Origin of the sequence: Sphingomonas sp. Root241, from assembly GCF_001428865.1 — a bacterium.
Classification (GTDB): domain Bacteria; phylum Pseudomonadota; class Alphaproteobacteria; order Sphingomonadales; family Sphingomonadaceae; genus Sphingomonas.
Genome location: NZ_LMIV01000001.1, coordinates 910,499 through 936,811, shown reverse-complemented (window position 1 = coordinate 936,811; position 26,313 = coordinate 910,499). Strand labels below are relative to the sequence as shown.

Annotated in this window: 22 protein-coding genes; 6 read left to right on the top strand and 16 right to left on the bottom strand. The window is 65.9% G+C overall.

Features of this window, described 5'->3' with window-relative positions; all coding sequences use genetic code 11:
* Window positions 1-121: 121 nt before the first annotated feature.
* The 3 genes from ASE13_RS04480 to ASE13_RS04470 all read right to left on the bottom strand — a co-directional run bounded on the left by ASE13_RS04480 (window position 122) and on the right by ASE13_RS04470 (window position 7,694).
* A complete protein-coding gene (locus tag ASE13_RS04480; RefSeq protein WP_162254666.1) occupies window positions 122-718 on the bottom strand; it encodes a hypothetical protein in 597 nt (198 codons plus the stop codon).
* An 820-nt stretch (window positions 719-1,538) separates the two neighbouring features.
* Window positions 1,539-4,538 carry a TonB-dependent receptor domain-containing protein gene (locus ASE13_RS04475; protein WP_056611985.1) on the bottom strand — a complete coding sequence of 1,000 codons (3,000 nt, stop codon included), beginning with the start codon at window positions 4,536-4,538 and terminating at the stop codon, window positions 1,539-1,541.
* A 132-nt stretch (window positions 4,539-4,670) separates the two neighbouring features.
* Complete coding sequence (locus tag ASE13_RS04470; RefSeq protein ID WP_056611982.1) at window positions 4,671-7,694, bottom strand: glycosyl hydrolase family 28-related protein; 3,024 nt, start codon at window positions 7,692-7,694, stop codon at window positions 4,671-4,673.
* A gap of 259 nt (window positions 7,695-7,953) precedes the next feature.
* Here ASE13_RS04470 and ASE13_RS04465 point away from each other — a divergent pair, with 259 nt between their 5' ends.
* The 6 genes from ASE13_RS04465 (at window position 7,954) to ASE13_RS04440 (ending at window position 14,541) form a co-directional block, all read left to right on the top strand.
* A complete protein-coding gene (locus ASE13_RS04465; protein WP_082596595.1) occupies window positions 7,954-8,454 on the top strand; it encodes a gluconokinase in 501 nt (166 codons plus the stop codon).
* A 313-nt stretch (window positions 8,455-8,767) separates the two neighbouring features.
* The gene (locus ASE13_RS04460) at window positions 8,768-8,986 is read left to right on the top strand and encodes a response regulator transcription factor (RefSeq protein ID WP_056611976.1); all 219 of its coding nucleotides are present in this window, start codon (window positions 8,768-8,770) and stop codon (window positions 8,984-8,986) included.
* A gap of 106 nt (window positions 8,987-9,092) precedes the next feature.
* A complete protein-coding gene (locus ASE13_RS04455) occupies window positions 9,093-12,095 on the top strand; it encodes a glycosyl hydrolase family 28-related protein (protein ID WP_082596360.1) in 3,003 nt (1,000 codons plus the stop codon).
* Between the two features lie 204 nt (window positions 12,096-12,299).
* Window positions 12,300-13,352, top strand: a complete 1,053-nt coding sequence (dinB, locus tag ASE13_RS04450) for a DNA polymerase IV (RefSeq protein WP_056611973.1) — start codon at window positions 12,300-12,302, stop codon at window positions 13,350-13,352.
* Between the two features lie 70 nt (window positions 13,353-13,422).
* The gene (locus ASE13_RS04445; RefSeq protein WP_056611970.1) at window positions 13,423-14,031 is read left to right on the top strand and encodes a DNA-3-methyladenine glycosylase I; all 609 of its coding nucleotides are present in this window, start codon (window positions 13,423-13,425) and stop codon (window positions 14,029-14,031) included.
* Window positions 14,032-14,142: 111 nt separating this feature from the next.
* Window positions 14,143-14,541 carry a Dabb family protein gene (locus ASE13_RS04440; RefSeq protein WP_082596359.1) on the top strand — a complete coding sequence of 133 codons (399 nt, stop codon included), beginning with the start codon at window positions 14,143-14,145 and terminating at the stop codon, window positions 14,539-14,541.
* Between the two features lie 222 nt (window positions 14,542-14,763).
* On the opposite strand, the gene nadA is transcribed toward ASE13_RS04440, so the two are convergent.
* The 13 genes from nadA to ASE13_RS04375 all read right to left on the bottom strand — a co-directional run bounded on the left by nadA (window position 14,764) and on the right by ASE13_RS04375 (window position 26,286).
* On the bottom strand, window positions 14,764-15,792 hold the full coding sequence (nadA, locus tag ASE13_RS04435) for a quinolinate synthase NadA (protein WP_056611966.1): 1,029 nt from the start codon (window positions 15,790-15,792) through the stop codon (window positions 14,764-14,766).
* Between the two features lie 45 nt (window positions 15,793-15,837).
* Entirely contained in the window at window positions 15,838-16,626 is a 789-nt protein-coding gene (locus tag ASE13_RS04430; protein WP_235536838.1) for a hypothetical protein, read from the bottom strand.
* 61 nt (window positions 16,627-16,687) lie between these two features.
* The gene (locus ASE13_RS04425; RefSeq protein ID WP_235536837.1) at window positions 16,688-17,386 is read right to left on the bottom strand and encodes a DUF4230 domain-containing protein; all 699 of its coding nucleotides are present in this window, start codon (window positions 17,384-17,386) and stop codon (window positions 16,688-16,690) included.
* Entirely contained in the window at window positions 17,368-18,225 is an 858-nt protein-coding gene (locus ASE13_RS04420; protein WP_056611960.1) for an MBL fold metallo-hydrolase, read from the bottom strand. Before ASE13_RS04420 ends, ASE13_RS04425 begins: the two co-directional genes overlap by 19 nt.
* 283 nt (window positions 18,226-18,508) lie before the next feature.
* The gene (locus ASE13_RS04415) at window positions 18,509-20,017 is read right to left on the bottom strand and encodes a M56 family metallopeptidase (RefSeq protein WP_056611956.1); all 1,509 of its coding nucleotides are present in this window, start codon (window positions 20,015-20,017) and stop codon (window positions 18,509-18,511) included.
* A complete protein-coding gene (locus ASE13_RS04410; protein WP_056611953.1) occupies window positions 20,014-20,382 on the bottom strand; it encodes a BlaI/MecI/CopY family transcriptional regulator in 369 nt (122 codons plus the stop codon). Before ASE13_RS04410 ends, ASE13_RS04415 begins: the two co-directional genes overlap by 4 nt.
* 572 nt (window positions 20,383-20,954) lie before the next feature.
* Entirely contained in the window at window positions 20,955-21,287 is a 333-nt protein-coding gene (gene grxD, locus ASE13_RS04405) for a Grx4 family monothiol glutaredoxin (RefSeq protein WP_056611950.1), read from the bottom strand.
* Window positions 21,288-21,291: 4 nt separating this feature from the next.
* Entirely contained in the window at window positions 21,292-21,531 is a 240-nt protein-coding gene (locus tag ASE13_RS04400; RefSeq protein ID WP_056611947.1) for a BolA family protein, read from the bottom strand.
* 1 nt (window position 21,532) lies between these two features.
* Complete coding sequence (locus tag ASE13_RS04395) at window positions 21,533-21,856, bottom strand: DUF1476 domain-containing protein (RefSeq protein ID WP_056611944.1); 324 nt, start codon at window positions 21,854-21,856, stop codon at window positions 21,533-21,535.
* Window positions 21,857-22,033: 177 nt separating this feature from the next.
* On the bottom strand, window positions 22,034-23,029 hold the full coding sequence (locus tag ASE13_RS04390; protein WP_056611940.1) for an NADPH:quinone oxidoreductase family protein: 996 nt from the start codon (window positions 23,027-23,029) through the stop codon (window positions 22,034-22,036).
* Window positions 22,992-23,621 (bottom strand): 3-isopropylmalate dehydratase small subunit, encoded by a 630-nt coding sequence (gene leuD / locus ASE13_RS04385; RefSeq protein WP_056611937.1) that lies wholly within the window; start codon window positions 23,619-23,621, stop codon window positions 22,992-22,994. Before leuD ends, ASE13_RS04390 begins: the two co-directional genes overlap by 38 nt.
* A 159-nt stretch (window positions 23,622-23,780) precedes the next feature.
* Window positions 23,781-25,223 carry a 3-isopropylmalate dehydratase large subunit gene (gene leuC, locus ASE13_RS04380; RefSeq protein WP_056611933.1) on the bottom strand — a complete coding sequence of 481 codons (1,443 nt, stop codon included), beginning with the start codon at window positions 25,221-25,223 and terminating at the stop codon, window positions 23,781-23,783.
* Between the two features lie 223 nt (window positions 25,224-25,446).
* Window positions 25,447-26,286, bottom strand: a complete 840-nt coding sequence (locus ASE13_RS04375) for a c-type cytochrome (RefSeq protein ID WP_056611930.1) — start codon at window positions 26,284-26,286, stop codon at window positions 25,447-25,449.
* Between the last annotated feature and the right edge of the window lie 27 nt (window positions 26,287-26,313).

Genomic DNA, 26,313 nt, shown 5'->3' with positions numbered 1-26,313 from the left:
GAAAGCGCACACATGGGATCCTCCGCAGCCAGGCCTGCGGAGTACTGTTGAACACGATGTTTTTGGTGGAAGGGCGTCGCGTGGCTTGCGGAGAAGCTTCAGCGCCCGCCCGTTCCGGGCTTCACTGACGCTGGGCCATCCCCGTCAGGGTCACCACCACGCAGGTGGAGCCGCTGGGGATCACGAGCGCCTGACCCTGATTTCCGCCGAGCCGATATTGCGGGACGCCGGAGAGCCGCTGCTCTTCCACGCTCCCCGCGGGCAGCAGGCGCAGGACCTCGGCGCAGGTCTTCTGGAACGGGGCGACCCGGACCATATAGCCTTCGCATCCCTGCGGCATGGGCGTCGCGAGCAGGATGCCCCCGGCGGGTCCCTTGAGATCGGGCAGATTGTAGGCCATCCCGACCATGCCCTGCACGATATGTGCGTCGGGCGCTTCCTTGCTGGTCTCGGTCTTAAGCGTATAGGCCGCGCCCTGGGTCATGCCCTGGCCGAGCGCCGCGTAGAGGCTGGCGCATTTGCGGGCGCCGAGCTTGCCGGCCTGCTCCTGGAAGAGATTGGCGGCCGCTGGTGCCGCTGCCTGTTGTGCCAGTGCGGAAACGCCCGCGCCGCCCGCGAATGCGACTCCGACCATTGCCGTCACCGCTGTCAGGCGACGCTTCGGACGCCTCGCCGATGCCTGGCTCGCGAGAGCCGCATCCTTCCCCTTTTTAATCACTCGCCGATCTCCCTTTTTAGTCACCATCAAGTGCCTGAAATAACCTGCAAATGAAGTGACATCGACTGGATTTGGCTAGAAGAAGGAAGTTAACAAATGGTTAACGAGTCCAATATTTATCTGACTATTCCCATATTTTTTCGTGGTTAATTCGAAAATCAACGAAGTACAACTGACGCAATAGCCAAAATCAACCGAGTTGACTTGACTATACTGCGGTTCATCGCATTTCCGAGCCTCCCGTCATTTGCGGGAGTGCGCCGGAAAGGGTTCGCGATTTCAGGGAAAAGCGCCGCTGCTTCCGATCATCCCTCCATCCAGAGGCTCGCGGCGGTCATCCGTTCTCAATCTGCCAGGATCATTGTCTCCCTTTGCGACCCGTTATTTGAATGATCGACGCAATCTCGCCGCCGGAGCCGGCGGCGGATCAGCGTCCGATATGGTGATGGCTTGCCGGCGATCGGCGCCTCGGCGCGACTCGCTCGGCGTGGATATCGGAAAGGTGCTTGGATGCCGCGTCGCGGCGTAAGACCGGTGGGCGCTCGAGCGGAACGCCGACGCCATACGCAAGATCTGGGCCCACTAGGGTGCTCCCCGAAACACGCCGGCATGTGCCCCCGGCGGACCTATCATGCCATCCTATTTTGACGGAGGAAAGTGCCGCCAAGAATTATTCGTGCGTTTCAGTAACGTTACACCGCATTTCTCACGCGATTATTGTAAAATCTCGTAAAATGTCTGATTTTTCAGCGGCAAAAAAACGGCTTGGCGAAACATCGTGAATTTCGCCAAGCCCAGGGGGGAACCGGTCGGGGGGCGGTCAGAACCTCGCGCGCACGCCGAGGCGGTAGGTTCGGCCGAGCGTGTCGTAGAGCGCGGGGTTCACGTCGAGGCCGGTATTGGTCTGCGGCGACGGCGCGGGATCATGGTCGAACAGATTGTCGACCTTGAAGAAGGTGCTGACGTTGCCGGTGAGCTTCGCCGTGCCGCCGACGTCGACATAGAATGCGCCCTCCATCCGGTTGCGGTTGATGGTCGGGTGATTGCCGGTCGAGGCCGGGCAGCCCGACGTGCACACGACATATTGGTTGCCGAACACGCCGTCCGAGAACCAGCGCTCCTGGACGGTCAGGCTGAACGCGTCGTTGTCATAGGTCTGGATCGCCAGCCACTTCCAGTCGGGCGTGTTGCCGGTGTTGGCGCCGGCCTGGTCGACCGTGTCGACGCCGGCGATGCCCGCGTCGACGCGGAACTCGCGGACGTGCGTGCCGAGGCCGCGGAGGGTGAAGGTGCCCGGCAGGCCGAGCGGCTTGACCCATTGATAGCTCGCCTCGATGTCGAACCCGCTGGTCTTCCACGAGGCGAGATTGAAGGGCTGGACGTTGATGAAGTTCCCGCCCTGGACCGGGCTGTTCAGGACGAAGCCGCCGCAAAAGGCCTGATTGCCCTCGAAGCAGAACCGGACGATCTGATCGGCCGACAGGGTCGAGATCACGCCGTTCAGCTTGATGCTGTAATAGTCGAGGGACAGGCTCAGGCCCGGCAACCAGGAAGGACGCGACAGGACGATGCCGACTTCGGTGTTGCGCGCGATCTCCGGCTTCAGATTGGGGTTGCCGACCGTGTTCTGGAACGCCTGCACCGCGACGTTGCGGAACGGATCGTTGAAGCTGGGCAGCGTCGTGACGGTCGGCGCGGCGAAGAGCTCCGACAGGTTCGGCGCACGCACGTCGCGCGAAGTGACGGCACGCAGGCGGATGCCTTCGAGCGGGGTATCCCAGGTCCCGCCGATCTTCCACGCCCAGACCGTGCCCGAGGTGCTGTAATGCGTTACGCGGGCAGCGCCGTTCAGGTTCGCGCGGCCGACATCGTCGCCCTTGAACAACGGCAGATTGAGTTCGAACGAGCCTTCATAGACATCGTATTTGCCGGTGCCGTTCTTGTAATTGCCGGCCGCCCAGTTGCTCCCCAAGGGCGCGTTGAGCAGGGGATCCGCCGGATAATCGGCGCTGTTCGGGCTGATCGTCGAAACGCCCGCGCCGTAAGGATCGGCGTTCACCCGGTAGGACTCACGGCGATACTCGCCACCGAAGGCGACCGACAGCGGGCCCGCCCAGAGATTGAGCGGCTCGCCCGAGAAGTTGATGCTCGCGACATCCTGGGTCAGCCTGGTGTGCTGGAACGGCCCGTTCTCGGGGGTGACATAAGCGAGCGCCGCCGACGAGGGGGCGGCACCGCCGAAGATGTTGATCGGCTGGCATCCCGCCGCCCGCGCGCCCGCATCGGCGCAGACGATCGCGCCGTTGAGCGTGATCGCGTTGGTCGCGGCCACATAGCGGTTCTGCAGGACGATATCGTCGACATTGATGTCCGAAATGGTCGTACCGTGCTCGTAATAAGCGTCGTAGTTCCAGTCCGATCCGCCGATATCGAACTGGCCCTTGATGCCGCCGACGAAGCGATATTGGCGTCGATCGGTCGAAACCCTGGGATCGGGGAAATTCCCGTTGCTCGTCCCGAAGTTGAACGACGTGATGCCGGCGGTGGCGCACCGGTCCCGCACCAGTTGCGGCAGGAACGGATTGGCGCACTGGACCGTCAGGTTCGGTCGGCCATAGCCGGGGCTGGGCTGGTTGCTGGTCTTCACCTGCGCCACGTTGACGGTGACGTAGATCTCGCTGTTCTCGGCGATGTCGAAGCCGAGCCGGCCATAGCCGTTGATGCGCTCCAGCGCCGACTTCAGCGACGCGCCCGATCCCGGCGCTCCCGACAGGTCGCCGCCGACGCAGAAGGCGTTGCCGGTGTAGCAGTTCGAGACGCGGCCATTGCCCAGGGGCTGGCCGCCCGACCCGTAGTTGAAGTTGAACGGCGTCCCGTTCTGGTCGAACGCGATGCCCTGCAACGGGCCGTTGTTGATCAGGCCGTACAGGGCATACTGATAGGGCTGCGCATAATCGCTATAGTTGAACTGCGGCAGGCCGTTGTTGGTCTGCCCGGTGTTCAGCAGCGTGGTGGCGCGATACCAGTCGCGGCTACCGGCGAGATCGGTACCGAAATTGCCCGGCCCGACGCCGTCCTCGTGATCATATTCGCCGCTCAGGATCAGGTGCAGGCGATCGTCGAAGAGTGCCGTGCCCCAGGCCGCCTGGACGAGTGCCTGTTTGTCGTCGCCATAAGTGGTGATGCCGCCCTGGACGTTGGCCTTGAAGCCGGTGAAACGCGTGTCGGTGATGAAATTGACGACGCCGCCGACGGCGTCCGAACCATAGGAAGCCGACGCACCGCCATTCACCACGTCGACGCGCTTCACCAGCAACTGGGGGAACATGCTGATGTCGGGAACGCCGGTCACATTGGCGCCGACGACGCGCTGGCCGTCGAGCAAGGTCAGGGTACGGATTGGCTGAAGGCCACGCAACGAGAAGGAGCTGAGCCCCTGCAGGCCGCTCGAGGTGCTGAAGGTGCCGGTGGCGGCGCCGGTCGATCCCTGGAGCGAAGGCAGCTGCGCGATCGTGTTGAAGATGTTGGGCTGGGCATTGTTGGCGATCTGCTCCTCCCCGATCACCGTGGTGGGCGTGGGCGCGGTGAATCCGCTCGACAGGATGCGCGTGCCGGTAACGACGATGTCGCCCGGAGTCTCCGGCTCCTGCGCGGCGGGGACCGCAGCCTGCGTTTCCGTTTCCTGGACGACGGGCTCGGCCGGTACGGTCTGGGCGGCAGCGGGCGAGAAGCTCAGTGCGGTGGCGAGCGCCGCGAGACTGGTAGCGGTAACATAAATAGCCGCCGATGCGCGACGATCGAAAGAAAGAATCCCCATCATCCATCCCCATCTTGTTTTTTGGCGCGTGAATTCGGTGATGCTTCACGCTGCAGTGCCCCGGGGTCTTACCGGATCACGAGCGCTCCATCATCTACGACCATGGTCGCAGGCGCGGCCGCGGGAGACGCGGGCTCAAGGCTGCGCCGAATAGAGCACGTGGTGCGTGAGAATGAACAGCGTGCGCCCGTCGGCGCCGCCGAACAGCAATTGCAGCGGGCGCTCCGGCACATCGATCCGCCCGATTTCATGGCCGTCGGGCGCATAGACGAACACCTGGCCGTTCGCGACATAGACGCGCCCGTCCGGGCCGGTGGCGACGCTCTCCCCGCCCCGCCCCGCGAATGGCTTGAGATCCGTAATGACGCCGCCGGCGCCGAGCAGGCCGGAATAAGTGAGGTTCTCGGAGCCATTGGCGAGATAAACTCGCTCCCCGATCTTGCCGGTGACCCAGCCATAGGTGTCGAGCGTGTCAGAGAAGCGCCAGCCGAGATGATTGGCCGGGCCCTGCTGCCAGACGCGAAAGGCCGGCAGGACCAGGCTTTTGTCGGGGGAGACATATTCGCGGGGCTTGGGCGCAGTCATGTCACGCGCGAACATCTCGGCGAGCGTCGTGAAGCGATCGGCGGCGGGATCATATTGGTCGCGGAACTCGCCATTGTTCCAGAAGCTGCCAGGCAGCGCGACACGCGCGCCCGCGCGATCGGCGACCGGCGTCGGCGCGATCACGCGCACCGTCTGCGGCTCGCCGGGCCTGATGCTGTACACCGTCGCCTCCGGCCCGTGCGACGACAGCACCAACAGATCGCCCGATCGATCGACTGCGAGGTTGATCGGATCGAGCGGCGCATCGGCGACGATCGACAGCCCCTCCCGCTCCGACCAGCCGTGGATGCGGTGGAACTGCCGGTCGACGAAATAGAGCTTGCCCGCGGCATCCACCGCGCCGCCGCCCAGCGCGTAGAAATCGCCGGCGAGACGCTTGACCGGCAAGACCGAGGGCGTTGCGGCCGGAACCGGCGCGTCGGTCACGTCGAGGACGGCGAATTCGCGCTCACGCACTTCGACGCCGCGCGTCAGGTCCTGGATTGCGTTGGAATAGGGATATTTGCTCGCCCTTAGATAGGTGCCGCAGCCATTGGCATCGCAGGTGGCGAAACCGCTCTCGGCATTGACGTGGACATTGCGGAACCGGATGTCGATCGAGCCGAGGAGCCTGATCGCCGCCGGCGCCGGCTGGAGCGAGCGGGTGACGCGATAGCCGTGGAAATTGGCGAACAGGATGTCGCGCGAATTGCGCACCTCGAGCGCCACCGCGGTGCGGCTCTCGCCCGCTTCCTCCTCGGTCTGCGGCGCGAGGAATTCCCAGTTGCGCACGCGATCGAGCACGATCTCGGCGCGCACATGATGCTCGGCCGACATCTGGTAGACATATCCGGGCGTGTCGGTGTCCGACACATAAAGCCCAGCCTGGGCATAGGTGCTGGGGGTCCATAACCCGTTGAAGGTCCCGCCGCCGCCATCGGTCACCCACAGGCTGGCATATTGCCCGTCCCAGCGCTTCCTCGGGTCGGCATCGCCGGTGTGATCGGCATTATAGGGATCGAAGCGGCTGCCATCGGCGAGGTTCGTGCCGTGCCCGCCCTGGAACTTGACGTCATCGACCAGCGAGCGAAGGCCCGCGCGCCAGAGCAACGCCGTTGCACGGGGATTGACGCCACCGGTGGCGAGACCCAGCCCCGAGACGATCGCGTCGCCGCCGCGCGCGCTCTCGATCAGCCCCTTCGCCGGGCCGATGCCGCGAAAGGCGGGCGTGTCGTCGGCGAGCGCGATCTGGGTGAAGCCCGGATGCAGGCCGATCAGCACGCTGTCGGGACGCAGCTTCAGCGTATCGGTGACGCGGTAGAAGCCGGCCGGGAAATAGAGGACGCGGTGCGTGTCTATCGCCCGCTGCAGCGCGGCGGTATCGTCCGCCGCATTGTCGCCCCGCACGCCGAGATCGCGGACATTGGTCCATGCCGCTACAGCCGGGAACGCCCGGATCGCCGGAGCGCGACGGCGCGGCAGCGCCGACAGCGGACTCGCATCCAGCCGCGTCGCGAAGCTGCCGGTCCGGCCCAGCCCCGGCAGCGTCAATCCATGCGTGAACGCCTTGACCCGATAGTGCGTCGCGGGACCCGCAACGGTCTTCCCGCTATCGCGGAACCGGGCGAATATCGGCGTGCGGCTGGCCACCGCGTTCTCGAAACCCACCTGGGTATAGGCGTTGGCTTCGTTGCTGATGATCACGCCGGCCCGCGAGACATTCTCGAAGCGCACGTCCTTGCCCCAGAGCCAGTCGCCATAGCCGCGATCGATCTCGATCCCCACGGGCGTGTCCCGGAACACCGTATTGACCAGGGTCAGCCCGGCCTCATGTTCGCGGATCGCGGCGTCGCGTTGCCCGACGAACTCAGAATCGAGCAGCGTATATTGCCAGGCCGGCGAGGTCTTCTCCGCGAGGATGCCGTAGCGCCCGCCGTAGAAGCGCAGGTCGATGCCGAGATTGCCGACCTGATAGATGCCGGCCAGCGCCGATCCGAGATGGAAGTCGATATGCGCGAGATAGCTGTGCTGCGCGGTGTGGAAGCGTACCGCCGTGGCGGCGGGATTGCCTGCCCCGATCTCGAAATCCACATTGGCCATCGCCGAATAGAAGGTGCCCGAATTGGCATCGGCGATGCGCGGATCGAAGGGAACGCCGGTCGGCGGCGGCACCGCCACCCGACGGGGAGCGACCACGCCGCTGGGCCCCGGCGCGGCGCCGCCCGGCTGGTTGCCGGCGAAGGACACCATGGTGGCCACGCCGGTCTGGAAACCGGGCGTTGCGGGGGCGAGCAGGATCGTCGGCCGTTTCCTGCCGACGCCGAACAGGCGCACGCCGGGCCAGATATAGAGCGTACGCGTGATGCGATGGCGGCCGGAGGGGAGGAAGACGATGCCGCCGCCGGGCTTTGCCGCCGCGGCATCGATTGCCGTCTGGATCGCGGCGCTGTCGTCGGCGACGCCGTCGCCGCGCGCCTTGACCGTGATTGCGCGGGGATCCTGCGGCGCGACGGAGAATGTAGAAGTCGGCTGCGCGATGGCGGCAGCGCCGAGCTGCATTGCCGCGACGACCATGCAGGCGGCGATCGTAGCTGTCACCCCGCCCCTCACGCTGCCCGCCTTTCGCAAGATTCCAAAGGATCATCCGCGCATAGGCCCGCCGGGGAATGCCAGCGACCGCGACAAAGGTCGCAATGGTCAAAGCATGCCGCGCGCCTGATAGGATTGCCTCAGATGCATGGCCCAGGCCTGCGCGAACGGTGACGAAAGGGTGAAGTCGGCGGTGCAATCACTGAGGAATCCGGCTGCGCTGCCGCGCTGCGCGATCGTCGCAATGGGCGTGAGCGGTTGCGGCAAATCGACGTTGATCGAACACCTCGCCGCGCGTCTCGACTGCCCCGCGCTCGAAGGCGACGATTTCCACGCCGCCGCGAGCATCGCCAAGATGCGCGCCGGGCAGCCGCTGGCCGATTCCGACCGCTGGCCCTGGCTCGACCGGCTCGGCGCCGCCATTGGCACGGCCGTGATTGACAACGGTGTCGCACTCGCTGCCTGCTCGGCGCTCAAGCGCAGCTATCGCGAACGGCTCGAACGCGCGGCGGGCGTGCCGCTGCTCTTCGTGTTGCTCGACGGCGAACGCGAGGAAATCGCGGACCGGCTTGCCGCCCGATCCGGCCATTACATGCCGCCCAGCCTGCTCGGGAGCCAGTTCGCCGCGCTGGAGCGCCCCATGGCCGACGAGCGCGCCTTGGTGTTGCATTGCTACGGCCCGGTCGAGCAATTGTGCGCCGAGGTTCTTGCATGGGCTAAGGTCGATATCGACGCGGCGCGTTAGGCTGAGGATTCCAGAGTCATTCTACCCGGCCGGTCCTGCGTGGCCCCGGATTCCCGCCTTCACGAAATGACGAGAAGGGACGCCCGACCGCATAATCTGTAGGACAGATTTTTGCACAAATGCACGAATAGGGCTTGATTCGAGGAAGATTACCGGAACATATTCAAAATCTGTCCAACTGATTCCATCCAACCGGAACAGGGGCGCAGCTGCCGCGGACGCGAAACCGCGGCGCGACGGGCCGAAGAGCCGAGGGAGCGAGGATGCCATGACGGGAAACGAAGATCGCCAAACGGTAGCGAAGCGCGCCGGAATGCCTGCCGCCAGCGCGCCGTTCCAGCTGACGCCCACGCAGATCAAGGTGATGCGCGGCGTCCGTTCGGGCCAGCTCAACAAGCAGATCGCCTTCGAGCTCGGTATCGCCGAAGCGACGGTGAAGGCGCACATGACCGCGCTGATGCGCAAGCTCAACGTGCGCAACCGGACCCAGGTCGCGATCGCGGCGCAGGAGATCGCCCTGTCGGGCTTCTGATACTGTTCCCCGCCACTAAGGCGGGATCGTTGCGGATCGGGCCGTGCCGCCGACTGCGGCGGACTGCCGGCCATTCTTCGAATTTGGCCCCTCCGGGAGATAGACGATGAAGGCCTTTTGCCTGCTCTGCGTCGCCTTGCTGCTGTCGCCTTTCCCCGCTCTGGCCAAATCGACCTCGGTCTATCTGACCGCTCCGGAGGACCCGCGCGCCTTCACGGTCAAGGGCGTCGGCGACGGCCGCGCCGACGATAGCACCGCGATCCAGCAGGCGATCGACGCCGCGGCCGCGGGAGGACGTGGCGGCGTGGTTTTCCTGCCCTCGGGCCGCTACCGGATCAGCCGCACGATCTTCGTGCGTTCGGCCGTGCGCATATTCGGCGTCGGGGCGACGCGTCCGGTGATATTGCTGGCCGACAACAGCGCGGGCTTCGGCGCCGGCGTGGCGGCGATGGTCAGCTTCACGGGCGAGGACCAGTACCGCGTCGGCAAGGTGCCGGTGCCGCCGCCCACCAGCGTTCCGGCCAACCCGAACATCTTCGACGCCACTTCGAGCACCTTCTATTCGGCGCTGTCCAATGTCGATTTCGAGATCGGCCAGGGCAATGCCGGCGCCGTCGCGGTGCGTTTCCGCGTCGCCCAGCACGGCTTCCTGCGCCATATCGACTTCCACCTCGGCTCGGGCCTCGCCGGCATCTACCAGGCGGGGAACGAATGCGAGAATCTCCGCTTCTATGGCGGCCGCTACGGCATCCTCACCGAGAAGACCTCGCCCGCCTGGCAGTTCACGCTGATCGATTCCGAATTCGAAGGCCAGCGCGACGCCGCGATCCGCGAGCACGAAGTCGACCTGACATTGGTCAACGTCGCGATCCGCAACACGCCCGTCGGGATCGAAATCGATCGCGGCCATTCGGACTCGCTCTGGGGCAAGGACGTTCGCTTCGAGAACGTCTCGCGCGCCGGCGTGGTGATCTCGAACGAAGGCAGCGTCTTCACGCAGATCGGCTTCGACAATGCAGTCGCGTCGAACACCCCGACCTTTGCCCATTTCCGCGACAGCGGCAAGAATGTGTCCGGGCAAGGCCGGCACTACCGCGTCAGCGACTTCTCCTACGGCCTCAAGCTGCCCGAACTCGGCGCGATGGGCGAATTTGCGACCGACGTGACGATGGTCCCGCTCGCCCGGATGCCGGCGCGCCGCGCACCGGCGATCCGCGCGCTGCCGCCGGTAAGCGAATGGGCCAATGTCCGCGACCTCGGGGTGAAGGGAGACGACGAGACCGACGACACCGCCGCGCTGCAGCGGGCGATCGACACGCACCGCGTGGTCTATCTGCCGATGGGCCGCTACCGCGTCACCGACACGATCAGGCTGCGCCCGGACAGCGTGCTCATCTCGCTGCACCCGAGCCTCACCCATCTCTATCTGCCTGACGAGACCCCGTCCTATGCGGGCGTGGGCAGCGCCAAGGCACTGATCGAGAGCGCGCGCGGCGGCAATGCGATCGTCTCCGGGATCGGGCTGTGGACCGGCGGCGTCAATCCGCGCGCCACTGCATTACTGTGGAAGGCGGGCGAGGCGTCGATGGTCAACGACGTCAAGATCCAGGGCGGCGGCGGCACGGTGCTGACCAAGGGCAGCCCGATCGGCTTCGGCGATCCCAAAGCGCGCTTCGACGGCCAGCATCCCAGCATCTGGGTGACCGACGGCGGCGGCGGCACCTTCGCGGCGATCTGGTCGCCCAACACGCTGGCATCGGCAGGCTTCTATGTCTCGAACACCCGGACGCCGGGGCATGTCTACGAGCTTTCGGCGGAGCATCATTACCGCGCCGAGATCGTGCTCGACAATGTCGAGAATTGGGAATTCCTGGCGCCGCAGACCGAGCAGGAAGTGCGCGACGGCGTGAACGCGATCTCCACCGAGTTCCGCAACTCGCGCAACATCCTGTTCGCCAATTATCACGGCTATCGCGTCACCCGTTCGATCAAGCCGATGGATGCGGCGGTGAAACTGTACAATTCGAGCGATATCCGCTTCCGCAACGTGCATGTGAACGCCGAGAGCGGCTTCGCCAGCTGCGACGCCAAGGGCTGCGGCACCTATCTACGCGCGAGCAAGTTCCCCTTCGAGAACGCCATCAAGGACATGACCGGCCAGCGCGAAGTGCGCGAGCGCGAGTTCGCCCGGCTCGACGTGCCGGCTATCCCCTCCCCCGCCGCCAGTGCGTCGGCGGTCCCGGTTTCGCCCGGTGTTCGAAAGCTGGCCGACGGCTTCTATTCGATCGCGGGCGCGGCGATCGACGCCAAGGGCAAGCTCTACTTCGTCGACCGCCAGTTCCATCGCATCCATGGCTGGTCGCAAGCCGAAGGCCTGTCGATCGTCGCCGATGCGCCGCTCGATCCGGTCAACCTCGCGATCGATCGCTCGGGCAGGCTGATGGTGCTGTCCTCGGCCGGGCGCGACGCCACCGTCTACAGCATCGATCCGGCCAAGCCTGCCGACGTGCGGGTAATCGCGCCGACGCCAGCCAAACCGCGTGAGGGCGCCGTCACGGCATTGCCGGTGAACATGTGGGCGAATGGCGAATTCGCGGACCGGATCGATCCGGCCACCTATCAGTTCCCGACGCTGGCCGACTTCTTCCTGCGCGCGATGGCTGCGCCGAAGCCGCAGGAATATGTCTCGCCGGACGGATCGCTGGTGCTCCCTGCCTTCCGCGTCTGGAACCAGGGGCCCGACGATCATCAGGGCTGGCGCTGGTCGGACTCGCTCGACGCGTACGGCCTCGTCACCGCGCGGCCCGGCGAGCGGGTGGTGCTCACCAACGCGTCGGAAAACCGCACCTATAGCGGGCTCGTCGGCGCTGCCGGCAGCGTCACCGATCTCCAGGTCGTCGCCGAGCGCGGTGGCGAGAGCGTCGCGCGCGATGCCGCCGGCAACCTCTATGTCGCGAACGGACAGGTGTTCGTCTACGATTCCGGCGGAAAGCCGATCCGCCGCATCGACGTTCCCGAACGCCCGCTACAATTGCTGATCGGCGGAGCGGACCGGCGCACGCTGTTCATCCTCACGCATCATGGCCTGTACGAGGCAGCACTTCCGTAAAGGGCGACAGCACGATCGGCGACAGGGACCGGTATATTTCCCGTTATGTTCTTCTTCACGGTGGCGTTCTGGGCAATCACGGGGTAATCCGAATGCCGGAAGCGAGGGGCTTTCGTCCGCCGCAGCCAGCATGGATCAGGAACCAGGTCGTTGACGTCCCAGGACAATCAACCGTCCGCCAGCCGGAAGATCATCCATATCGACATGGACGCCTTCTATGCGTCGGTCGAGCAGCGCGATGCGCCCGAGCTGCGGGGGCGGCCGGTGGCGGTGGGCTATGCCGCCGCGCGCGGCGTGGTCGCGGCGGCGAGCTACGAGGCGCGGACCTTCGGCGTGCGATCGGCGCTGCCTTCGGTGACCGCGCTGCGGCGTTGCCCCGAGCTCGTCTTCGTGAAGCCGCGTTTCGAAGTTTACAAGGCCGTGTCCCGGCAGATCCACGCGATCTTCGCCGACTATACCGAGCTGATCCAGCCGCTGTCGCTCGACGAAGCCTATCTCGACGTGACCGCCAATCGCCGCGGGATCGAGACCGCCTGGGCGACCGCGAAGGAGATCCGCGCGCGGATCCTGGAGGAGACCGGGCTGACCGCCTCGGCGGGGATTTCGTACAATAAGTTCCTCGCCAAGCTCGCATCGGACCAGCGCAAGCCCAACGGCCAGTTCGCAGTGACGCCCGAAATGGGCGCGGCATGGGTGGAGACGCTGCCGGTGGCGCGCTTCCACGGCGTGGGGCCGGTCACCGCGGCGAAGATGAAGCGGCTGGGGATCGAGACCGGGGTGGACCTGCGCGACAAGTCGATCGACTTCCTGCGGGCGCATTTCGGCAGCGCGGCCGAATGGTATCACGCCATCGCGCGCGGGCAGGACGACCGGCCGGTGAACCCGTCGCGCGAGCGCAAATCCTCGGGATCGGAGACGACGTTCGACCGCGACCTGACCGAGGCGGCCGAGATCGAGGCGGGCGTGCTGCGCATGGCCGACGAGGTCTGGGACTGGTGCGACAAGGCGCAAGCATTCGGGCGGACCGTGACGGTGAAGGTGAAGTTCGCCGACTTCAAGCAGATCACCCGGAGCAAGAGCTTCACGTCGGTGGTGCGGACACAGGAAGCGCTGCAAGCGGCGAGCCGCGAGCTGATCGGGCTGGTGCTGCCGCCGGAGAAGGGGATCCGGCTGGTGGGGGTTACGGTTTCGAACTTCGAAGCGGAGGTCGGGGAGAGCGAGGCGCTGCCGTTATTCGGAGCGGGCGAAGCGGCTTAGGTTCATCGATCATCTCAAACTAACAGGCAGCCGGGCCGATAACCGGCTCGCCTCTCAGAAAGGCTGAACGATGAGTGCGACCATAGCGGGACCGGACGGAAAACCACGTTGCCGCTGGTGCGCGGCGGCGCCCGAATTCCTGGCCTATCATGACAGCGAATGGGGTTTCCCGGTCAGCGACGATCGTCGTCTGTTCGAGAAATTATGCCTCGAAGGGTTTCAATCCGGACTGAGCTGGCGAACGATCCTCGCCAAGCGGGAGAATTTCCGCGCGGCTTTCCACCATTTCGACTTCGACCGGATCGCCGGGTTCACCGACACCGACGTGACGCGCCTGCTGCAGGACCAGGGCATCGTCCGCCATCGCGGCAAGATCGAAGCGGTCATCAACAACGCCCGGCGCGCGCAGGAAGTGGTCAAGCAGCACCGCTCGCTCGCCGCCTATGTCTGGCGCTTCGAGCCCGCGCCGGACGAACTTGCGCCACCGCAGACCGCCTCCACGTCGCCGGCGTCGATCCTGATGTCGAAGGACCTGAAGAAGCGCGGCTGGGCCTTTGTCGGGCCGACCACCGTCTACGCCTTCATGCAGGCGATGGGACTGATCAACGATCATGCGGAGGGGTGCGTGGTGCGTGAACAGGCCGCCCGTGCCAGGGAGGCATTTCAGCTACCCGAATAAACCCTCGCCTCCGCGCGGTCGCGCTTGACCCCGGACATCGGCGCGGAGACGATACCAAGCGGAATCAATGCGGCCCCGGCGCCGCGGCCATCGGAAGGATGAGATGACAGGATGCCAGTCAATCGCAGGGATATCGTGAAGGGCGCCGCACTGGGCGCGGCCGCCATGGCCGCGGGTCCGGCCGCGGCGGCGCCGGCGGGCGGGAAGATCGTCCATCACGTCTTCTTCTGGCTGAGGAACCCGGAATCGGCGGCGGATCGCGAGCAATTGATCGCGGGACTGCGCAAGCTCGCCGCGGTCGACGTCGTCCGCAGCCTGCAGATCGGCGTGCCGGCATCCACCGAGCAGCGCGACGTGGTGGATTCGAGCTTCCACGTCTCCGAGCTGATGGTGTTCGACAATGTCGCCGACCAGAAGACCTATCAGGACCATCCGGTGCACAAGGATTTCGTCGCCAAGTGCAGCCATCTGTGGGCGAAGGTGATCGTGTACGACATGGTGACGGTGTAGGCCCTATCGCGTCGCCGGGATGACGGGTGGTGCCTAGGTTGTATCGACATTCAACCACGAAACTCCCCTCCCTGTAAGGGAGGGGCAGGGGGTGGGTGCGAGCGTCAGCGAGCCCATCGAGCGGCTCGGAAAAGAAGGAAAGGTCGGGCATCGAGCCCGGCTTTCCTTACCCACCCCTAACCCCTCCCTTGCAGGGAGGGGAAATCTGAATGTCGATACACCCTAGTCGCCCTTCCGGGGATCTCCCCCGACCGCCGGGACCGGACCGAGATCGCCCTGTCCCACCGTGGCGCTCGCCATCTCCAGCATGCGGTCGAGACTCTTCTTCGCCTTCAGCCGTATGCCTTCCTCTATCTCGATGCGCGGATTGAGGTCGCGCAGCGCGAGGTAGAGCTTCTCCATGTTGTTGAGCGCCATGTACGGGCAGATGTTGCAGTTGCAGTTGCCGTCCGCGCCGGGCGCGCCGATGAAGTTCTTCTCGGGCAGCGCCTTTTCCATCTGGTGGATGATGTGCGGCTCGGTGGCGACGATCAGGGTCTGTCCGGGAAAGCTCTTCGCGAAATCGAGGATGCCGCGCGTCGAGCCGACATAATCGGCGTGATCGAGAATGTGCGGCGGGCATTCGGGATGCGCGGCGATCGGGGCGCCGGGATGCTGCGCGCGCAGCTTGAGCAATTCGGTCTCCGAGAATGCCTCGTGGACGATGCACACGCCCGGCCAGAGCAGCATCTCGCGCCCGAGCGTGCGGGTGAGATAGCCGCCGAGATTGCGATCGGGGCCGAAGATGATCTTCTGCTCGAGCGGGATCTGGCTGAGGATCTTTTCGGCCGAGGAGCTGGTGACGATGATGTCGCTCAGCGCTTTCACTTCGACCGAGCAGTTGATGTAGGTGAGCGCGATGTGATCGGGGTGCTGCGCGCGGAAGGCGGCGAACTGATCGGGCGGGCAGCTGTCTTCGAGGGAGCACCCGGCATTCATGTCCGGGAGCACGACGATCTTGTCGGGCGAGAGGATCTTCGCGGTCTCGGCCATGAAGCGGACGCCGCAAAAGGCGATCACATCGGCATCGGTCTCCGCGGCTTTCCGGCTCAGATCGAGGCTGTCGCCGACGAAATCGGCGAGGTCCTGCAGCTCGGGCTTCTGGTAATAATGCGCGAGGATGACGGCGTTGCGTTCCTTGCGCAGCCGATCGATCTCGGTGCGAAGGTCGAGGCCGGCGAGGCTGCCGCCGATGCCGTTGCGTGCGTCCATGGGTGTCCGGGCCTTTTCGAGAGCGTTCGGCTCCCAAATGGCGGTCTAACGCCCGGTGATCAAGGGACCGGCGGGCGGCGGCGGAAACTCCAGCGGCGGAACCTCGGCGCCCGGATGGCCCGCCGTCAATGCGCCGTAGATCGCGAGGCCCAGCGGCGTTGCGGGGAGCGATACCGTGAGGAGCTGCGTCGCAACCAATGCGGCGACGCTCCACCCCCAGGCCGGATGGACGGCGCCGCGACGGCGGAGATCGGCAAAAATGCCGATCAGCGGCCAGGTCATCGCCGCGGCGAATACCCACCAGCCCGCATAAGGGATCAGCAGCGGCATCGGCAGCAACCGCCCGAAGGCGGGCCCGGTGAGCACCGCCACGGCGCAAAGGAGCAGCCGGCGATGCCATTCGGTGCGCCGCCTGAGCAGGATCGCCGCGGCGACGAGGCCGCCGAAGCAGAGGATGCTGAGCGAGTTCATCACGAGGAAATAAGCAGGCAGGAAGAAGAAGGGCGTGGTGCCGTTCCGGGTCATGTTTGCGGTGATCGTGATGCCGATCACGACCATCGCGCTTGCCCAGATCGCGCCGATCCAGCCGAGCCGACGGTGGAGCGCGATCGAGCCGCGGGTCACGAGGACATTCTGCACGACGTAGAGCGTGACGAAGCCGAAGAACGTGATCGCATGGAGATGGACGAGCGGCGGCGAGGCGAAGCTCGAACGGCCCGCCGCGAGCTGTAGGGAGAAACCGGCGACGATGGTCAGCGCCATCGCGATCGCCATCGTCAGGAAGAACCGGTCATCGCGGCCATATCCCGGCTGCGGTGTCGCCTGCGTCGCCATGAAACCCCCTCACACCCTTGCAGATACGAAGGTATCGAAAGGTCAGGCGCAGCTCAACCGGTTACCATTTATTGGCGAGCACGTCCTCCGGGCGGCGCGAGCGGTCCCAATCTTCGGTCGGGCGCTCGTCGGGGAAGAACACCGCTACCCTGGCGTCGAGGCCGGCGGCCTTGAGCGGCATCGCGAAGCTGCGCTCGATCGCGCGACGCGTGGCCTCTTTCGCCAGCTTGACCGGCATGGGGCTCCGCGCCTGGCGGATTAGCTCCTGCTGGCCGGCCTTGCGGTTGGCGGCGTCGAGCTGGGTCTCGACATCGGTGAAGCGCATCAGCAGGCCGCCTTCCGAATATTCGCGGATGCCGTCGAGATCGACATCAGGGCCGATCACTTCGAGCGGGGGCAACAGAATGGTCAGGCGCTTGTTGGCGGCATCCCAGGACAGGCTCTTCTGCTGGAGCTTGGCGAGATCGACTTCGTAGCGGACCATGCCGGGCATGATCAGCGTCTTCTCGGCGCTGAGGCCGAGGCGGCTCTGTTTCGACGTGACCACCGCAACATAGCGCGCGGCGAAGGTGGAGAGACGGTTCTGCTCGCGCAGGCCCTGCAGGCTCGCCTGAGCCACGGTGATCGGGTCCGGGCCGCGGAACTGGCTCTTGACGGTATCGCCGAGGAACCAGAAGCCCGCGCCGATCGCGAGGACGAGCGCGAGCAGCAGCGCACCGAAGTTGAGGCAGCCCCAGCGCATCACGCGGCCATCTTCCACGTGCCGCCCTCCTCGGCGACGAGGCCGCGGGTCTGGAGGTCGAGCAGATGCGCGAGCACCGAGCGGCCGGCGGCACCGGTGAGGCGCGAATCGAGGCCGACATACATCCGCTCGACCATATCAGGTATCGCGCCCACGTCTTCGCGCAGGAGGCGGAGGATCTGGCCCTCGCGCTGCTTGCGGTGCCCCATCAGGCCGCGAACAAAGCGGCGGGGGCGCTCGATCGGCTCGCCATGCGCGGGGTAATAGATGCGGTCTTCGCGGTTCATGAGCTTGTCGAGGCTGGCCATATAGGCGGCCATGTCGCCGTCGGGGGGCGCGACGACGGTGGTTGACCAACCCATGACATGATCGCCGGTGAAGAGGGCGCCGGCTTCGGGCAACGCGAAGGCGAGATGGTTCGACGTGTGGCCAGGCGTGGCGACGGCGGTGAGCGTCCAGTCGAGACCGGTGAGGCGCTCGCCGTCGGTGAGGATGCGATCGGGCGCGTAATGCGTGTCGAAGGCGGCATCGGCGCGGGGGCCGGCATCTTCGAGCGTGAGCGGGGCGCAGCCGATGATCGGTGCGCCGGTCGCGGCCTTGAGTGGAGCCGCGGCAGGGCTGTGGTCGCGGTGCGTGTGGGTGCAGAGGATGGCGATCACCGGGCGGCCATGGATCGCGGCGAGCAGGGCTTGCAGATGCTCGGGATCGTCGGGGCCGGGGTCGATCACCGCGAGTTCGGTGGTGCCGATCAGATAGGTCTGGGTGCCCGTATAAGTGAAGGGCGACGGATTGGGCGCGAGAACGCGCGTGACCAGCGGCTCGATCGCGAGCGCGACGCCAGTGGGAGCCTCGATCATGGGGGCGATGTGGCGGGTGGAGGAGGTTTAGACAAGGCCGACATGGCTCCCCTCCCTGCAAGGGAGGGGTTGGGGGTGGGTGCGAGCGACAGCGAGCCCATCGAGATGCGTGGAAGAAAAGGAAAGGCCGGGCATCGAGCCCGGCCTTTCCTTACCCACCCCTAGCCCCTCCCTAGAAGGGAGAGGAATCAGCAGAAAAGTAAACGGGGCCGGCTGCGAAGGAGTTCAGCCGGCCCCGTTCGTGAAGGGAGTCCGCGGGGCAGCGGACACCCCTCCCCTCTCGTCAGTCCTTGTCGCGCTGCTTCTCGAGTTCGGCCATCGCCTCGTCGATGCCCTTGAGGGCCTTGGCGCGCTCGTCGGCGGTCATGTTGGTTTCGTCCTCGATCGAGCGGCGCGCCATGCGCAGGCCCATGCGGGCGCTGTCCATGCCCATTGCCTTGTGCCGCATGGCCATGCGCTCGGCGTCGGCCGCCGCCATTTCGATCCGGTCGGTGCAGATGATCATGATCTTCTTGCCGCCTTCGGCGCGATTCTCGACCGTGGGTTTGCCGTCGCCCTTGCCGCATTTGCCGTCGCGAATCTCGGGAATCGAGGCGCGGATCTTGTCGACATCGGGCATGTCGATCTCGTCCTTGCTCCCATCGGCGCGGACGATCACCATTCTCCGGACCTGCTTGCCGTCCTTCTTGTCGTCGGCAGAATAGCGATAGACGTGGCGCTCGATCTTGTGCGGGCCCTCCGCCATCTCCGGCGCTTCGGGAGCCTCGGGGGCCTCTGGAGCTTCGGCGGCCTCGGGCGGTGCCGGCGGCGCGGGCACTTCCTGGCCCAGCGAGACACCGGTCACGGTCTCGACCCTGGTCTTGAGCGTCTCGGCCGCGGAGGTGCCCGAGGCAGTGAAGCCGAGCGCGGCGACCGAGAGTGCGCCGATGCCGATCAGTCCGGTGGCGGCGCGGGCGGGGGAAAATTGCCGGGTCTTCGAAAGCATGCGTAACCTCCCTTTGACTTCGTTTATCGTGTGCAAGTGACATGCCGCCGAGACCGCACCCCCATGCGCGGACTTGACGATTGCGCGACCATAAGCATGGCGCAGCGCCTGGGCGCGGCCGGCGAGCACGAGGGCGTCGCAGGCCATTTCCTGATCGGCACGGAAGGCGCGAAAGGCCTTCCAGGCGACCGGATTGAACCAGTGGAGAGCAAGGACGATCAGCGCGATCCAGTTCGCGATCAGATCGCCGCGAACGTGGTGGCCGAGCTCATGGGCAAGCGCGAGATCGCGCTCCTGCTCGTCATACCGCTCGGAGAAATCGCGCGGGAACGCGACATATTTGCGGAAGATGCCGAAGGCCAAAGGCCCGTGCGCGGCGTCAGTCTCGATTACGCGGACCTTGCCCTGGGCCACGGTGCGATCGACGCGGGCGCGGCGGAGCAGGTTCGCAGTGTAGCGGCTGTGCGAGACGAGGTGGTAGACGAGGAACGCCGCGGCGCCGAGCGCCCATAGCAGGAGCAGCACCATCCACAGGCCGAAGCTGCCCTCTGCCCCCGCCGCGGGCGCAGCGCCGAGCGGCTCGACGAAATAGACCGCGACGATGTCGCTCGCCGCGGCGACCGGCGCCGCCGCCTGCTCGCGCCAGCCCTCGGGAAGCGGCGGCAGGATCAGCCGCGCCACCGGGAGCAGCCACAGGGCATAGGCCATATGCGGCCCGAACGCTTTCCGCACGGGGCCGCGCAGCGCCAGCACGAGCAGCATCAGCAGCGTGGTGGCGACGAAGGTCTCTATCGCGAAGCCGATCATGATTTGAGATCCTTCAGCAGCGCTTCGATCTCGGCGATATCCTGGTCGGTGATCGCATCGCGTTCGGCGAGATGCGCCACCAGCGGCGTGAGCTTGCCGCCGAACAGGCGGTCCATGAAGCGGCGCGATTCCCCGACGACATAGTCCGAGCGCGCGACCAGCGGGCGGTAGCGATAGCGCCGGCCGTCTTCCTCATGCGCGATGATGCTCTTGGCGAGCAGCCGGCCGAGCAGGGTCTTGACCGTGTTGGCGCTCCAGTCGCGCTCGGCGGGGACCCGCTCGGCAACTTCCTGCGCCGTGAGCGGCGACTCTTCCCAGAGCACCTCCATCACGGCATGTTCGGCGTCGCTGATCCGTTCGGTCATGAGTCCCTCTTCCCTGACTACGCCTGTAATCGTCACGATTACGTCTGTAGTCAAGTCGCTGAATGACCGATGAACGGATTATGTTCGGTGCGTGACCTGTGCCGGGTGTGCGGACAGCCTGTCGGGGAAATTTACAGGGTCGCGATCGAAAGTGCGACCGTTAACCACTGAAGCGGCTGGAAAAGTGCGGTTCGCGGAAACTGGCACGCGGGGTGCAGAGTATCAGGTACCCCGAGCGTTTCGACGCTTCATTCCAGGGTGGGTCGACCGCTTACTTAACCGGTCTCGCGTCGACCCACCCGACCCGGGGTTTCCCGACATCGATAGCGACTCGTAGCGTTCGGCTATCTCCATGCTCCGGCGCAGGCCGGAGCGGTGGCCGTATAGGGTTGCGCTTGTGATCCAGGGCTCCGGCCTTCGCCGGAGCACAGAAGGCGTCCGATACACGTCACCCCGGCCTTGTGCCGGGGTCCAGTGCGCCGCGATCGAGAAGCAAGAGCCTCTTGTTGTTCGCCCGGCACCTCGGTGGACCCCGGCACAAGGCCGGGGTGACGATAATTATATGGGTCGCTTTAAGTCTGCGCCGCGACGCCCTTGTCGGCCAGCAGTTGGGCGAGTTCGCCGCTCTCGTACATCTCCATCATGATGTCCGATCCCCCGACGAATTCGCCCTTCACATAGAGCTGCGGGATGGTCGGCCAGTCGGAGAAGGCCTTGATGCCCTGGCGGACGCCCTGGTCCTGGAGCACGTCGACGCTTTCGAACTCGACGCCGAGATGGTTGAGGATGGCGATCGCGCGGCTGGAGAAGCCGCATTGCGGGAAAAGCGGGCTGCCCTTCATGAAGAGGAGCACGGGATTGGCATCAACCAGCCCCTGAATGCGGGCCTGAACGTCGTCGGTCACTTGTCTACTCCTCGGCTGGCGCTTCGGTGGTCAGCTGGAGCGCGTGGAGCACGCCGCCCATGCGCCCGCCGAGCGCTGCATAAACCGCCTGGTGCTGGCGCACGCGCGGCATCCCCCTGAACATGGGGGCGACGACGCGCGCTGCATAGTGGTCGCCGTCGCCGGCGAGATCGGTAATTTCAACGCGCGCATCGGGGATGCCGGCGCGGATCAGCTCCTCGATCTCGGACGCGGCCATTGCCATCTTACTTCGATTCCATCAGCTGGCGGCGCGCCTCGACCGTCTGCTCCGCGATCGCCTGACGGATCGTCGCATCGTCGACTTCGACGCCGGCGGCGATCAGGTCGCCGAGCAGCTTGCGGATCACGTCTTCGTCGCCGGCTTCCTCGAAATCGGCCTGGACCACCGCCTTGGCATAAGCGTCGGTCTCTTCGGGCGTGAGCTTCATCTTGGCGGCTGCCCAGTGACCGAGCAGACGGTTGCGGCGCGCGCTGACGCGGAAGGCGATGTCCTCGTCACGGGCGAATTTCGCCTCGAATGCGCGCTCGCGATCGTCGAAAGTGGTCATGTGGTGCTCGCCTCTGGGTGTCGGTTTCCGCCGAGATAGGAGGGAGGGAGAGGCAAGGCAACTCTCTAAGCCCCTCCCCTTCAGGGGAGGGGTTGGGGTGGGGCAGTGCAGCAGGCAAAGGTCTCGGTGAGACGGACAGGCCCCCACCCCCGACCCCTCCCCTGAAGGGGAGGGGCTTTAAACGGTCACCACCAGTTTCCCGATCGCTTGGCGTGCGGCCATCTTCGCGATCGCCTTGCCGCCGTCCGCCAGCGCGAAGGTTTCCGTCACCCGCGGGGCGATCCTGTCTTCCTCCCACAAGCGGAAGAGGTGCTCGACATGCGCCTGATTGGCCTGCGGATCGCGCGCGGCAAAGGCGCCCCAGAAGACGCCGCAGACGTCGCAACTCTTGAGAAGCGTGAGGTTGAGCGGCAATCTCGGAATGCCGGCGGGGAAGCCGACGACCAGATAGCGCCCTTCCCATCCGATCGCACGGAGCGCGGGCTCGGCATAGTCGCCGCCCACCGGATCGTAGATCACGTCGGCGCCCTTGGGGCCGACCGCGACCTTGAATGCCTCGCTCAATGCCTTCGACTGCTCCTTGTCGAACGGCGCACGCGGATAGACGAGCGTCTCGTCGGCGCCGGCCGCACGCGCGGCTTCCGCTTTCTCTTCGGAAGAGACCGCCGCGACGACGCGCGCGCCGAATGCCTTGCCGAGCTCGATCGCCGCGAGGCCGACCCCGCCGGCCGCGCCGAGGATGAGCAATGTCTGCCCCGCCTTCAGATGCCCGCGATCGAGCAACGCGTGGATCGTCGTGGCATATGTGAGCAGCAGCGCCGCGCCTTCCGCAAAGCTGCGCCCTTCGGGAAGCGGATAGAGGCGCGCGGCATCCACCGCGACCTTCTCCGCCAATCCGCCATGGCCGATCACCCCAAGCACCCGGTCGCCGGCGGCGAACTGCGTCACGCCCTCGCCCACCGCCTCGACGGTGCCGGCGATCTCACCTCCGGGCGCGAACGGGCGCGGCGGCTTGAACTGGTATCTGTCCTCGATGATCAGGACGTCGGGATAGTTGATCGCGCAGGCCTTCACTGCGACGAGCACCTGGCCCTTGCTGGGCGTCGGATCGGGCAATTCGGCGAGGCTTAGAGTTTCAGGTCCGCCCGGCGCCTGCGACAATAGTGCCTTCATTGCCCGCTCCCACTGCGATCCACGGCCGCGACGTGGCGACACCGGATTCGTATTTCGAAATCTCGGTATCTTTTGCCAGCGTCATGCCGATCTCGTCCAGCCCCTGCATCAAACAGTCGCGGCGGAAGGGATCGAGGTGGAAGGGGAAACGGTCCTGGAAGGGCGTGGTGACGGTCATCGTCTCGAGGTCCACGGTGACTTCATTGTCGCGTGCGACTTCGACCAGACGGTCGATCGCCTCCTGCGGCAGGACCACGGGGACGATGCCGTTCTTGAAGGCATTGCCCGAGAAGATGTCCGAAAAGCTCGGCGCGATCACGGCCTTGATGCCCAGGTCGGCGAGCGCCCAGGCGGCGTGCTCGCGGCTCGACCCGCAGCCGAAATTGTCGCCGGCGATCAGTACGGGTGCGCCGGCATAGCGCGGATCGTCGAAGATGTTGTCCGGCTGCGCACGCACCGTCTCGAACGCACCCTGCCCCAGCCCTTCGCGCGTCGTGGTCTTGAGCCAATGCGCGGGAATGATGATGTCGGTATCGATATTCTTGGCGCCCCACGGATAGGCACGCCCCTCGACCTGGCGAACGGGTTCCATCAGCGGGTACTCCAGAGGATCGAGGACCCGCTCAGTTCGGGTCGGGCGGCGACTGCACCGACGACGGCTTGTTGTGTGCCGAGGCATAGGCCGCGGCGAGGCCGCTCAACACGGTGCCGACGATCAACACGATCAACGCGCGCTTCATACGAACTCCCCTCACGCATCCGCCGACATCAGCTCCCTGACATCGGTGAGGCGCCCCGTGACCGCCGCCGCCGCCGCCATGGCGGGGGACAGCAGATGGGTTCGCGCGCCCGGACCCTGCCTTCCTACGAAGTTTCGATTCGAGGTGGAAGCACAACGTTCGCCGGCCGGAACCTTGTCCGGATTCATCGCGAGGCACATCGAGCAGCCGGGCTCGCGCCACTCGAAGCCGGCCTCGATGAAGATGCGGTCGAGCCCCTCGGCCTCGGCCTGCAATTTGACCAGCCCGGAGCCGGGGACGATCAGCGCCTGGCGGATGCGGTCGGCGACATGCCGGCCCTTCACCACCGCGGCGGCGGCGCGCAGATCCTCGATGCGGCTGTTGGTGCAGCTGCCGATGAAGACATGCTCGATCGGAATGTCCTGCATCGCCGTGCCCGCGGCGAGCCCCATATAGTCGAGCGATTTCTGCGCGGCGACGCGCTTCGAGGGGTCGGCGAAACTCTCCGGATCCGGGATCGCGCCGGTGATCGGCACGACGTCCTCGGGGCTGGTGCCCCAAGTGAGCGAGGGGGCGATATCGCTGGCGTGGAGCAGAACGGTCTTGTCGTAGCGCGCGCCGGCATCGGTGGGGAGCGTACGCCAATAGGCGACGGCCTTGTCCCAATCCTCGCCCTTGGGCGCGAGCGGGCGGCCTTTCAAATAGGCGAACGTGGTTTCGTCGGGCGCGATAAGCCCCGAGCGCGCGCCGCCCTCGATCGACATGTTCGACACGGTCAGCCGGCCCTCGACCGACATTGCGCGGATCACTTCGCCGGTGAATTCGATGACATAGCCCGTGCCGCCCGCCGCGCCGATCTTGCCGATGATCGCGAGGACGACGTCCTTGGGACTGACACCGAATCCCAAGGAGCCGTCGACGCGGATCTCGAGCGTCTTGGACTGCTGCAAGAGGAGCGTCTGGGTGGCGAGGACGTGCTCGACCTCGGACGTGCCGATGCCGAACGCCAATGCCCCCAGCGCGCCGTGCGCCGAGGTATGGCTGTCGCCGCAGACGAGCGTGGTGCCCGGCAACGTGAACCCCTGTTCGGGGCCGACGACATGGACGATCCCCTGCCGCGCATCGAGCGCGTCGATATAGGGCACGCCGAACTCGGCGACGTTCGAACGCAGCGCGGCGAGCTGGCCCGCGCTGGCGGGGTCGGCGATCGGCAGCGCGTTCCCCGCGGCGTCGACACGCGCGGTGGTCGGAAGATTGTGGTCGGGGACCGCGAGGGTGAGATCGGGCCGGCGCACCGGGCGGCCCGCGGCGCGGAGGCCCGAAAAGGCCTGCGGGCTGGTGACTTCGTGGACGAGGTGGCGATCGATGTAGATCAGGCAGGTGCCGTCGTTTCGGCGCTCGACGACATGGTCTGCCCAGATCTTCTCGTACAGGGTGAGCGGTTTACTGGCCATGGGGGCGATCTAGGCCAATCGTGCGCGAGAGCAACCCGCTACGCAATTTTGCGATAGGAAGCGGAGCTATTGCGCCGGCGCTCTGCCTATATTCGTCACCCCGGCCCTGTGCCGGGGTCCACTCAGCCTCGCTGAATGGCTTCGAGCCTCTCGCGAACCGCTTGCCTCCCGGTGGACCCCGGCACAAGGCCGGGGTGACGGAAGGGGTGGCACGACGGCCGCCTTATTGCGCCGGCGCCTTCTCGGCTTCGCCCTTGAGATAGGCCTGGATCGCATCGATCTCGGGATCGGTGAGCACGAAGAAGCTCTCGCGCGCGACCTTGCTCATCACGCCGTGGTCGGGCTTGGTGCCGATTCCGGTGCGCAGCAGCTTCTTGAGCCTGGCCGGATCATAGGCAGCGACGATCGGCACGAGCGCGGGGACCCGGGTGCTGCCGTCTTCCATGGTCCCGTCCTGATGGAGCTTGTGGCAAGCAGTGCAGGCGAAATCGACGACATAGCGGCCCATGCTGGCGGGACGAGTCGGCTCCGAGACCTTGGCCGAAGTCGCCATCGCCGGGAGCTTGCCCGCGAGGATCAGCGCGCGGCCGATCGGACCATAGGACATGGTCGCCTGCGAATCCTTCGGGCCGGGCTTCAAGGTACGGATCCACGCGACGATGCGGCCGACATCCTGATCGGAGAGGTGGCCGAGCGCATGCGTCGGCATGATGAACAGCGACGAGCCGTCCTTGTGGACACCCTGGCGGATGGCGCGGACGAGTTCGGCATCGCTCATCGTCGCGGCGACCTTCGCCAGCGGCGGCGGGGCGATTCGTCCGAGCATCGGATCCTCGAACAAAACCATGCCCTCGCCATTGGCGGCGTGACAGTCGCGGCAACTGGCGAGACGCGCCATGCGGGCACCCTCGGCGATCGAGGCGGGGTCGGCAGGAATCGCCACTTCCGCCATCGGCACGGCATGGCCCTTGCGGATCACCCATTCGGATCCGCCATAGATCACGGTCAGCGCAAGCAACAGCACGGCAACCAGGGCGATCAGCCCGCGAACGATCCAGCGCATCCAGAATTCCCCGCAGCTCTTGTGTCT